This is a genomic window from Jannaschia maritima, from assembly GCF_030973515.1.
GTDB classification, from domain to species: Bacteria; Pseudomonadota; Alphaproteobacteria; order Rhodobacterales; family Rhodobacteraceae; genus Jannaschia; species Jannaschia maritima.
This window is the reverse complement of record NZ_JARGZA010000023.1, coordinates 35,744-47,033: the sequence shown is the minus strand read 5'-3', so window position 1 is coordinate 47,033 and position 11,290 is coordinate 35,744. Positions and strand designations below refer to the sequence as shown.

Genomic DNA, 11,290 nt, shown 5'->3' with positions numbered 1-11,290 from the left:
GGAGCTCGAGGCCGCGAACGTGTTCGTGCGCGCCCGCGGCAACCTGTCCTTGCAGCAGAAGGACGACCTGCTGACCCGCGCGGGGCGCATCGTTCTGGAAACGCCCGGCATCCAGTCCGCCTTCGCCTTCGCGCGCGAGGGGGGCCTGTCCACGCGCGGGCCGGGCGGCGGGGCCGGCAGCGCCGAGCAGCTCGTCGACTACGTGCGGCCGGCGCACGATGCGGTAAAGGCGGAGGATGCGGCTGCGACGTTCGTGATGGGTGGGATTGCAGCGTTCAACCTCGACGTGCTGCTTGTGGCGCGGGACGGTCGAGACATCCCCGTGCGCCAGAGCTGGAGCGCCACATCGGAAACGGTGCTGACGCGGGCCGACATGCGCGGGGCGCAGATCGCGGGCATTATCGACGGCCGCGTCCTGCCGGTGCTGCGGCGCGCCCCGTTCGACATGGCGTCGGTCCACCTCTATGGCCCCGAAGCCCGCGACGCGGCGCGGATCGCGCTGATCGAGCGCCTGTCCGGCAAGCCGGTCCTTTCCTCCGAATGCGGGGGGCCGACGCTGGACTACGGCGGTCGCTACACGGAGGCGGATCACTTCCGGGCCGTGATCGAGCGCAACCTCAACGTCCTGGCCGCCGGGGCGCGGTTCTGCCTGTGGTTCCGCCTGGGCGAGTCGGGCGGCGCGAGCTACGGGAACCGCCGGACGGCGCTCTATACGCCCGATGCGAAGGCCAAGCCCGGCGTCTATGCCTACCGTGCGCTGGCCCGCCTTATCGGCCAGCGGACGCGCGTCGCGGTCGTCGGTCCGGGGCATTACGAGCTTCGCGGCGAAGGTGATGGGCGGGTGACGATCGCATGGGGCAACGCGGCCGGGGCCCTGCGCGGCGCGGACGGCGCGCTCTGCCTTGCCGATGCCGCCCGCGGCCGGCTGTCGGCCGATCCGGGGGCCTGCCCGGACGGTGCCATGACGTTCGCCGGCCCGGACGTGCCCGCCCTTCTGGCGACACGGTGACGGCACGATGCTAGCCCATTACCGAGAATTGTTCCGCCAATTCCGCTGGACGATTCTGGGGGCCGCCGTGGTCGGGGGCCTCGGCGCGCTGGCGATCAGCATGGTCCTGCTTCGGACGATGCCGATCTACGAATCGTCCGTTACGCTGAACATGCAGCCCTCGGCGGAGGACCTCCAGTTCAATAGCGCATTCCTTGGCGTGAGCCAGTTCAATCCGGCGACGATCATCGCCCAAACCCATATCGAACGGATTCTTTCGCGTCCGGTGATGGAGCGGGCGGTCGATATTGTGATTGAGCAGAGTGGTGGGGGGGGCCTTTCCGCGCCGCCCGATGCGTTCGACCGTCTTCGGACCGACGTCTTTCGGTGGCTCCGCATCCTGAACTCGGGCTTCTTCGTCCCCCCCACGGAGATCGAAGCCTACATCAACGACCTGCGGGGTGCGACGAGCGTCGAGATCGTGGAAGGGTCCTACATCCTCCTCGTCACGGTCAGCCATACCGAACCCGTCATCGCGGCGCGGGCCGCGAACGCGCTCGCGGCCGCCTATGTCGAGCTGGCGCAAACAGACCTGCGGAACGATGCGGCGGAGGTAGACCGAAGCCTCGACGTCATCGTGGACCGCAACGAGGCGCTGCTGTCGGAACTGATGGACGAACGGCAGGCAATCGGATCGGCGCTGGGCGTGGTCGACGTCGCCGCGGAGCGGGAGAACCTCCTGGCCGGCCGCGCGGCGGCGCTTGAAGCTCTGCAGGACGCACGGATCGACATGGCGGAGGCGCGCGCGACGATCTCCGGGTTGGAGGATAGCGTCGAAAACGAGAGCGATGGGGATTTGGCCCGTCAGTTTCGCCAAGCACTCGTCACGGCACGCGCGTCCATCGCCACGGCCGAGGTCCGTTTCGCGGAGCGCGAGGCCAACCTTCGCGCCGCCCAGGACGCCCTTCGGGAACTGGATGCGGCTCAGAACACCCTGGCCGACGTCGAGCAACGGATCGCTTCGATGGAAGCGGAACTCGCGGAACTCCAACAGCGGCGTGTCCGCACCGATCTGGCGCGAGAGGCGCGTCTTTCGCAGGTGCGGACGATCTCCGAAGCTCAGGTGCCGATCTATCCGACATCTCCGAAGGTGCTCTTCAACACGATCGTTGGGTTCATCGTCGGCGCCGTACTGGCGACCGTGCCGATCCTGGCAATGGACGTGTTGGGCGATCGGATCCGGACATCCGAAGACCTTCGGGGCGGCTTTTCGTCCCGAGTGCTGCCGCCGATCCGACCTAAGCTGGTCCGAAGCGCCCGGCGTTTCCTGAGGCGTGGTGGGCGCCCGCCACGACGACTGCGCCGCTTCGCGGAGCAACTAGGCCTCCTGTTCGCCACGACGGGCCCGCGCCGTTGGCCCGACCGCGCGGTTCACGTGACCGCCCTTGGATCGACGCGAGAGGTGGAAGACACCGAAGCCGTACTGCGCGCCGCTGTCGGCATTCTCGATCGCCGTGGGGCGGACGGCGCACGGATAGAGGTGGAGATGCTGCCGCCTCTGCCTCACATCCGAGATTGGGGCGCACGCGCCGGGCAGCACGTCGTCATCGGGATCCCGCCCGGCGAGGCCACCCGCACGGAGGTCCGAAGCGTCGCGAACGCATTGGGGGATCAGCCGCCGGCCACCTTCGCCGCGTTGATGTCGTGACGGCGCCCGCTACCATCGACGGATCGGGCGACCGGCGCCGCACACGGCGGCGCGCGTTCGGGGGTGCGGCTGCCATGGTCGGGTCCGGGTTCGCCCTGGGCGGGGCGATGACGTTCGCCGGTGCGCCCCCGTTCGCGGCGCTGCTATCCATCGGCGCTGGTGCGGCGGCAGGTTTCCGCATGCTTTATCACCCAGGCGGCGTTCCGATCCTTGTCTACCACAGCGTATCCCCGAACGCGTCCTGGCTTCCTTGGGCGGCGAACACGTCCATCCGACCCGAAACCCTTCGCCGCCATCTGCAGGCGTTTCGGATTGGGGGATGGACAATCATTTCGACCTCCGAACTCGTGCAGGCACGACGACGCGGGCGTCCGGTGCGGCCGCGGTCCCTCGTCCTGCACTTCGACGATGCCTATCTGGACAACTACCTCTTCGCCGCACCGATCCTTCGGGAGTTCGATGCGCCCGCGACCTTCTTCGCCTCCACCGATTTCGTCACGCCGGGCCAAGCTCCCCGACCCCTATCCAATGATCCCGTCGATTGGCGCGGCTACATGAATGCCGCCGAGCTGCGCGAGATGGACGCCGACCCGCTCTTCGACGTGGAGGCGCATGGGACGAACCATGCGTGTGTCCCGGTGTCGGGACGGCGAATCGACATCGCGACGGGACAGAACTGGCGCAAGTACGCGCCGCTCTCCTGGGCGAGGATCGAAGGGGACAAGTCCATGTGGTACCGCGCGGTCGACCCGCCCGCGGTCTTGTCCGAAGGTGCCGCGATACTCGAGAACGACTCCGCGTTCTCCGGGCGGTGGTGGCGAAACGGTGTGGTCGAGGGAGAGGCCGCCTTCCATGCGCGGGTGGAGCAGATGCTCGTGACGGCGCATGACGGCTTGGCCGCGATCCTTGGACGCCCTCCGAAGGTCATGGCTTGGCCATTCGACAGGTGCTGCGCGATCTCGATCCAGGCGGCGCGGCGGGTCGGTTTCGAGGCCGTCACCGGCGGCCGGGGCGAGAACCGTCCAGGCGAGGCGCCCGACATCCTCAGCCGCGTCCACATGCAGGACTATGCCTTCGGCGGCGGCCCGCCGCAGCTGGAGACGCTCGCCGCCAGGGCCCGGGCCAATGGCGCGGCCGGCCGCCTGCCGTGGCACATGCTGACCGCCATCGCGGCGCGGATGCGCCGACGGCGCTTCGGCAAGCCGGGCTACGCCGTCTCGTGAGAGGGGTGCATCCCCTCCGCGTCGCGCCGATCTGGCTGGGGGCGGGCGGCCTGGGTGGCGCCGCCGCCGTCGCCGCGGGCGCGGTCGGTCCATCGATCGCCGCCCTGGCGCTGCCGGTCGCGTTGATCGGGGCGGTCGTTCTGTTCGCGCAGCCCTTCCTTGGCGTCCTGGCGCTGGTTGTGTTCTCCCACCTCGACGCCGTCGAAAAGCTCGTCTTCGGCTTCCTGCCCGTTTCCGCCTTCAAACTGATCGCGGCGGGTACGGCCGTGATCATCGCGCTCAAGGGCATGCAGACGAAGGATCGGATGACGCTCGCGCTGCGCGAACCGGTGGTCGTTTGCGGGCTGCTGACGCTTTGCGCCGCTCAGATCTCCGCCGTGTTCGCCGATGATCGTGGCCTCGCGCTCGACGCGCTGCGGACCTTCGCGAGCCTGCTGATGCTCATGGTCCTGATCGTGGTGACGGCGGATACACGGACACGGGTCGCGATCCTGATCTATGCCGTCGCCGCGACGTCCCTGGTTTCCGCGGCGATCCTGCTGTTGGAGACCGCGACGGGGGCCACCCTGGTCGCTCAGTCGGAGGCCGCGACCACCGCGCGGACGGCCGAAGGGTTCGACCGATCCTCGGGCGGATCGGACTACAACCCGACCACCGCGGCCTCGATGCTCCTGGCGGGCGTCGTCTTCGCCCTGGTGCACATGCTGGAAAGTGCGCGGTATCGGCGGATCATGGCGGCCATCGTGATCGTCGGCACGTTGGCGATAATCCTGTCGTTCGCGCGATCCGCCGTCGTCGCCTATGCGCTGATAGCGCTGCTTCTGGTCTGGCGCTACCGAAGGGAACGGTTCGTTCCCCTAGGCCTCGTGGTGGCCGCGATCGGCATCGTTGGGTTCCTACCGTTCATTCCGGCGGAGTACTGGGAGCGTCTGGGTTCGATCTTCGGCGGTGGCACAGGGCGGGACTGGACGCTCGGCCGACGCCTGACCTACAACCTGATCGGTTTGGATCTGATCGCCCAGAACCCCCTTTTGGGTGTGGGCCCGGGCAACTTCGTGCATCACTTCGTCGATCCGGCGTATCGCTTCCTGCCGGGACGCACTCTGCTCGGGCGGGAGCTGCACAACATGTACCTTTCGGTCATCGTGCAACTCGGCCTCGGCGCGCTCTGGTTCTTCGCGATCTTCGGCTACGCCTTTGCGCGGCTGCGCGCGGTCGCCCGTGCTCCAGCCGGCGACGCGTTCCGAACCCTCGCACTCGCGCTCGGCTACGGGTTCGCGGCCTACCTGGTCGCCAGCCTGTTCCTCCCGAACGAGTACACGAAGTACACATGGGCCCTGCCGGCCCTTTGCGCGGCCCTCTACCACGTCAACGAGGCTGAGCGCATGGCCGGCCCGGGAGGCGCGCCTTGAAGATCCTCGTCGTCGTCAGCGAGTTCCCGAAGGTCACAGAGACCTTCGCGTATCGAAACCTGGTCGCCTACGGTCGGCTCGGCCACGACCCCTGGCTCTTCCACGTCAAGACGCGACGCCGGGACATGGACGTCCATGAGTTCTTCCGCCCCCTCGAACCCAAGGCCTTTGGCTACGCCTGGCTGGGATCCACGGCGTTGGCGGCCCTATTGGGGGAATGCGCCCGGGCACCCCTCGCAATGGCAACCCTGATCGGGCAACTCGCGAGGGCCCATTGGCGCGAACCCAAACGCGGGTTGGCGGTCGCCGCGTTGTTCCCGAAATCCGTCGCCTTGGGTCGGTGGTGCCGGCGGACCGGCGTCGATCACATCCACGGGGAGTTCGCAGGTCACCCCGCCACCTCGGCGATGATCGCATCCCGGGTCGCAGGCCTTCCTTACAGCTTCACCGCCCATGCCAACGACATCTTCATCAGTCAGGCGATGCTGGTGGAGAAGGCCGCCCGCGCGCGGTTCGTCCGGTCGATTAGCCGGTTCAACATTCGCTACCTGTCCCGGCTGCCCGGCTTTCCGGAAGGCAAGCTGCGGCTGATCCGTTGCGGCGTGAACGCGGACGAGATCGATGCCGTCCCCCCCGAAAGGCTGGAGACCGATGGACTGCGCATCCTCTACGTCGGTTCCCTCATCGAGAAGAAGGGTGTCTGGCATCTTCTGGATGCGCTATCTCACTTGCCGTCGGACATGGACTGGACCGCGCGGATCGTCGGCGGCGGCGACCTAGCGAACGATCTAGCGCGGCGCGCGGCGTATCTCGGCCTCGCGGATCGCGTGCGATTCGAGGGGCCGCAAACCGCCGCTCACGTCGCCGTCCACCACCGATGGGCGCACGTGCTGGTCGTTCCGTCGGTGGTGGGGACGGCGGGACGTGTCGAGGGCATTCCGGTGGTCTTGATGGAGGCGATGGCCCGCGGACGCGCCGTAATCGCGAGCGACCTGTCGGGCATTCCGGAACTGGTGGAGGATGGCGTGACGGGTTGGCTCGTCCGACCCGGGGATCACGAGGCCATCGCACGAGCCCTGGAGGGGATCTCCGGCGACTGGCCGAAGGCGCGGCGCATCGCCCTTAGGGGACAGGATCGTATCCGCGCGGAATACGAAGTCTCGCGCAACGCCGCGGAACTCGTGGCCGCCATGCGAGGGGAAGCGACGTGATGACCTTTCTCTTCTGGACCGCCGCCGCAGCCCTCTTCTACTCGCTGGTGGGCTACGGCCTGATCTTGCTGGCCGTCGCCCGTCTGGTCCCCGACCGTGCACGGCGGTCGGACGCGCCCCGACCCTCGAAGGTCAGCGTGCTGATCGCCGCCTTCAACGAAGCGCCCGTCATTGCGGAGAAGCTTCGCAATACGCTCTCGCTCGAACGATCGGGGATGGACATCGAGGTCATCGTGGCCGACGACGGCTCGACTGACGGAACCGCCAAGGTGGCGCGTGCCGCCGCCGCCGCCGATCCGTCTGTCACCGTCCTGGACCTCGGGCGTGTGGGCAAGGCAGGCGCCCTCGCAGAAGGACTGAAGCGGTGCACGGGCGACGTCGTCGTGTTCTCGGACGCCAACGCGATGCTCGCCCCGGGTACGCTGATCGCGATGCTGACACACTACCGCGATCCGCGGATCGGCGGCGTGTGCGGTCAGATCACCGTAGACACGGCAAAGGCGGGCGGGATCGGCACGTCCGAGAGCCTGTTCTGGCGATACGATCAGACGCTCAAGATGGCCGAGGCATGCGTCGGTGGAACCGTTTCGGCGCAGGGGTCCGTCTACTCCGTCCGGCGATCGCTCGCCCGCGCGCCGCGACCCGGATGTACGGACGACTTCGACATCTCAGTGGCAGTCGTCCATGCCGGTCGACGCCTGACCTTCGAGCCGGCCGCGACGACGACGGAGGCGACGACGGAGAGCATGGGGAACGAGATGCGTCGCAGGCTTCGATCATCAGAGCGTGGGTGGCGCAGCCTGATGATGAACGCTTCGCTCATGAACCCCTTTCGACACGGTGTCTATGCATGGCAACTCGTCTCCCACAAATTGATGCGTCGCCTCAATCCGCTGTTCCTGGTGGTGCTCTTCGTGTCGAACGTCACTCTGATCGACGACGGTTGGTTCTACGCGATGACGGGCATCGGGCAGATCACGTTCTACGCCCTCGCCCTCGCCGGGATCTGGAGCCCGCGTCTCCGGCGGAACAAGATCGTGGCCCTTGCCAGCTTCTTTACCTTCACCCATGTCGCCTTGGGCTGGGGAATCCTCAACGCCATCAGGGGCAAGCGCAGCACCGTGTGGACCCCCGCGCGCGAGGCAAGCTGAGGCATGGGACCAGGCGCGGGACGGAGGCCAGTCGACATGCCGGATCACCACGCGGCTGGCGAGGGCGGGATCTTCATCCTCGGCCTTCAAAGGTCGGGTACGACCTGGATCGCGAACCTGCTGGCTGGATCCGGAGCCATCGCAGCGATCACCGCGGGGGATCACCGCGGGGTACATGAAAGCATCTTCTTCTCGCATTTCGCGACCGCCTTCGGCCCCTTGTCGGACCCAGGCGCTCGACATGCGTTTCGAGCGGCTTTCCTGAACTCCGACTACTACATCCTTAGCGGGCTCGACGATGCATTCCTGGACCAGGTTCTCGTGTCAGCCCGCGATCATGCCGACGTCTTCGAGGCCGTTATGTCGGAAACCGCAAAGCAGCGCGGGCGCCATCATTGGCTGGAGAAGTCGCCGCACCACACCCGTATGGCGGAAGACCTCGCCACCCGATTTCCGAAGGCGCGGTTCGTCGGTATCACGCGCGGGAGCCGGACCCTGACCGCCTCGCGGCTCGCCGCCTACGGTCGGGTGCCGGCAACGGGTGTCGCCCGCATGAAGGACATCGTGCGCGGGGCAATCGCGAACGCCCTCACCTCGCGGCGGCTTCGGCGCTTTGCGGGCACGTGCGACCGTGTCCTGCTGCTGCGCTACGAAGACGCCCTGGACGATCCGAAGAGCACCCGCGCCGCATTGGTCCGGTTCCTGGACCTCAACATCGATCCGGACACCCTCGTCAGCGACTTCACCCCGAATACTAGCCACGCCGGCGGTCACGGCACGCGACGGCTCTCGTCGTTGGACAGGGGCGCCATCGTGGCAGGGGATGCTCTCGGGGCGATCCTGCCGATGCGGATCCTGCAGGCGGTCGAGGATCGGAGGCGGTCGCGGCGGGGGGTCGACTGGCCGGACTGGGTGTGGCGTCGCAGCGGTTGGAGCCCGGCGGCGGTCGCGATCACCACGCCGTCAGGGCCGACCGGAGCCGAGCGCGCAGGACGAATGCGCTGACCGCCAGGGTCAGCAATCCGAACCCCCCCGACATCGTCAGCTGCAGCGCTGCGAGCGTTTTGCCCGCGATCCCGCCTGAGACCGCCGAGGCCGTCGCCACGCCCACGGAAATGCTTAGCGCCGTCAAGCCGGACAAAGCCGCGACCGGACCCAGTTGGCCCTTATGGATCGAACCGGAGAACGTGCCGCGCGCGCTTAGCCAGGTTCCCAGCATGACGATGGGAAGAATCGGTGAAAGGATCAGGGCGATCGGGATGCCGATCAGCCCCACGGATGGGACGAGCGTTGCGAAGAGGCCAATCCGACCAAGGAGGTCCACGACGACAACGCTGCCGATCAGGCGAACGACCGGCAAGCCGTCCTCGGCGATGATCCTTGCGAGCATCATTCGCAGTATCAGAGCCCCGATTGGCGCGACGGCCATGAGTTGGATTAGAAGGACGATGTCCTCGCGACCGTCAGAATGAGCGAAGCGCCCGTAACCAAGTAGCAATTCCACGATGGCGCCGGCGTTGAGAATGACGGCAGTGGTAACGGGAACGATGGCGGCAAAACCGATCGTCACAGCCCGGCGGAAGGACGGCCCCAAAGTGTCGATCCGTCCCTGCGCGAAACGGCGGGACATGTCGGCGAAGACGACCAAGCCCAGCGCCGTTGCCAGCGTGTTTCCTAGGAGCGCGCCGATTCGCTGCGCGAAGTCCAGAAGCGTGATCGCGCCGGTTCCCCGAGTCGCCGCGACGGCTGTTTCCAACCAGATCGCGACCAGCGCTCCGATGGCCAGGACGATCGCAGCCGTTCCCCTACGTCCGAGGCCCGCCTTTGCGGGTGGCTCCGGGACCTGACCAGGCGCCTCATCCACGTCCGATGATCCGCGATGCGCGATCACGGCGATCCCCAGCGTCCCGATGAGGACGAGCCATGTGGCCAATGCGTATGCCCAGGCCGCCGTCACTGCGATCGCACCAGCGCTGCCCAGGGCGAGGGCTAGGATAATGGCCATCCTTGGCACCTGTCGGATGGCCGCGGTCGGGCCGAACACACCATGCACGTTGCAGTAGGCGGAGACCGCAATCGTCGCGATCATCGGAGGGAGCGTCCACACGAACAGTGCAATCACATCGGTAGCGAGCGCTTGCGTTGTGTTTGGAAGGGTGGGCGCTACAAGGCCGATGACAGCGGGCGTGGCGAGGAAGAGTGTCGTAGCAAGGACCACGCCCAGAAGGAAGGCCGGGCCTGCCGACCTGAGGACGATCCGCCCAAGGCGAGCCCCACCGGCAATCTGCGCAGCAACAACGGGGATGAAGACGAGGACCAGAACCTGGTTCAGCATCTCCGAAACTGCGGTTATGAGACGTCGCCCGAGGAGCAACGCGTCCGCCTCAGGGCCGATCCCCATACGTCGCGCGATTAGATGCGAGACGAGCAGCGCGAGGACGATGCCGAGGAACTGACCCCCGAACTGCGCGGCCCCCTTGCGGAACATCGTTCGCCGTCGTGGGCCAGTCTGTTCTGGACGTCGAAGTTCGACGGGTCGGCCCTTACGCTCTGGCACCCGATTCGGGCATCGTGAGGGTGTAGGACGACATGGTCCTGCTTTGCACGACGTTCACTGGGGGGGGCAGGACTGCCTTGCCCAGCGCGTACCTCTCGATCACGTAAGCGCCGTAATCGTTCGCGGCCTCGAACCGATAGGTATCGTGTTCGTCGCCAGGCCAGAGTTCGACCTGCGCCACCCGAAGGCCACCCGACCGCATACGGATAGCGATTGCATAGAGACCTGGAACAACTCCGGAACCTACGATCCTGAGTTCTTGCGAAGAGATCCAATGGACTGCAACCGAAGCGGCAAGCTGGTTTCCACCCAGCCAGATGTCACGGGACCGGGTCACGCCGAACGCCGACATCAGTCGTCCCGGTACAAGAGAAGCCACGAGTTTGCTCACCATGGCTCCGATTACGCAGACCACAAAGCTGAGTTCGGCAATCATGTCGACAGGGCGACGCACCGCGATGCTATTCATCTTCGCCCGCAGACGCTTGCTAGCGCCGTGACCAAAATAAGCCTGCGTTGGACCAAGAAGACCAGGGCGAACTTGGAAGCGGTCATCGTAGCCTGGAATCGCCGAGACGTGGAGGTTGCGGATCACAGCCCGCACGGGACGGGGGCCGCAGATGTTCATGTCGCCGCGGATCACGTTCACCAACTGCGGCAACTCGTCCAAGCGGGTGTCGCGGAGGAAACGACCTAGGGGCGTGAAGATGTCCGCGTCCGCAGGTAGGGTGCGATCCTTCGTCAGATTGGCGGCGCGGCCACTACACAATGTGCGGAATTTCAGTATTTTGAAAGGACGATGTCCCCGCCCAATCCGATCGCCCCGATAGAGGACGCCAGGGCCCTGTGTGGCGAGCATTGCCAACGCGATCACGACCATTGTAGGCAGCGAGACGGCCAACAGCAGAACGCTGACGACGACGTTGTAAGCCCGGTAAGTTCGGGGATAGACGGGACGGAATCCAATAGCGCGCATAAAAATGACCAACTGCAATGACGGATAGGTTAACGTTTCGTTAACCTATGGTCTGTAGCATCCA

The 11,290-nt window shown here is 66.5% G+C and carries 9 protein-coding genes; 7 read left to right on the top strand and 2 right to left on the bottom strand.

Going from position 1 to position 11,290, the window contains the following annotated elements:
- The 7 genes from P0084_RS16915 to P0084_RS16885 all read left to right on the top strand — a co-directional run.
- Positions 1 to 1,009 (top strand): hypothetical protein (locus P0084_RS16915; protein ID WP_308918061.1); only part of this gene is annotated, 1,009 nt, incomplete at its 5' end.
- Positions 1,010 to 1,016: 7 nt separating this feature from the next.
- The gene (locus tag P0084_RS16910; protein WP_308918060.1) at positions 1,017 to 2,696 is read left to right on the top strand and encodes a GumC family protein; all 1,680 of its coding nucleotides are present in this window, start codon (positions 1,017 to 1,019) and stop codon (positions 2,694 to 2,696) included.
- A gap of 374 nt (positions 2,697 to 3,070) precedes the next feature.
- On the top strand, positions 3,071 to 3,919 hold the full coding sequence (locus tag P0084_RS16905) for a polysaccharide deacetylase family protein (protein WP_308918059.1): 849 nt from the start codon (positions 3,071 to 3,073) through the stop codon (positions 3,917 to 3,919).
- A gap of 5 nt (positions 3,920 to 3,924) precedes the next feature.
- Complete coding sequence (locus tag P0084_RS16900) at positions 3,925 to 5,331, top strand: O-antigen ligase family protein (protein WP_308918058.1); 1,407 nt, start codon at positions 3,925 to 3,927, stop codon at positions 5,329 to 5,331.
- Positions 5,328 to 6,542 carry a glycosyltransferase family 4 protein gene (locus P0084_RS16895; RefSeq protein WP_308918057.1) on the top strand — a complete coding sequence of 405 codons (1,215 nt, stop codon included), beginning with the start codon at positions 5,328 to 5,330 and terminating at the stop codon, positions 6,540 to 6,542. Before P0084_RS16900 ends, P0084_RS16895 begins: the two co-directional genes overlap by 4 nt.
- Positions 6,542 to 7,693: a glycosyltransferase gene (locus P0084_RS16890; RefSeq protein WP_308918056.1), complete on the top strand. Its 1,152-nt coding sequence runs from the start codon at positions 6,542 to 6,544 to the stop codon at positions 7,691 to 7,693. The genes P0084_RS16895 and P0084_RS16890 overlap by 1 nt, the downstream gene beginning before the upstream one ends.
- Before the next feature lie 36 nt (positions 7,694 to 7,729).
- Positions 7,730 to 8,698: a sulfotransferase family protein gene (locus P0084_RS16885; protein WP_308918055.1), complete on the top strand. Its 969-nt coding sequence runs from the start codon at positions 7,730 to 7,732 to the stop codon at positions 8,696 to 8,698.
- Here the strand turns inward: P0084_RS16885 and P0084_RS16880 are convergent.
- Together P0084_RS16880 and P0084_RS16875 are read right to left on the bottom strand one after the other, a co-directional pair.
- On the bottom strand, positions 8,646 to 10,181 hold the full coding sequence (locus P0084_RS16880; protein WP_308918054.1) for a lipid II flippase MurJ: 1,536 nt from the start codon (positions 10,179 to 10,181) through the stop codon (positions 8,646 to 8,648). The two genes, P0084_RS16885 and P0084_RS16880, sit on opposite strands and share 53 nt — an antisense overlap.
- 55 nt (positions 10,182 to 10,236) lie before the next feature.
- Positions 10,237 to 11,244, bottom strand: coding sequence for a sugar transferase (locus P0084_RS16875; RefSeq protein WP_308918053.1), 1,008 nt, complete (start codon positions 11,242 to 11,244; stop codon positions 10,237 to 10,239).
- Positions 11,245 to 11,290: the final 46 nt, after the last annotated feature.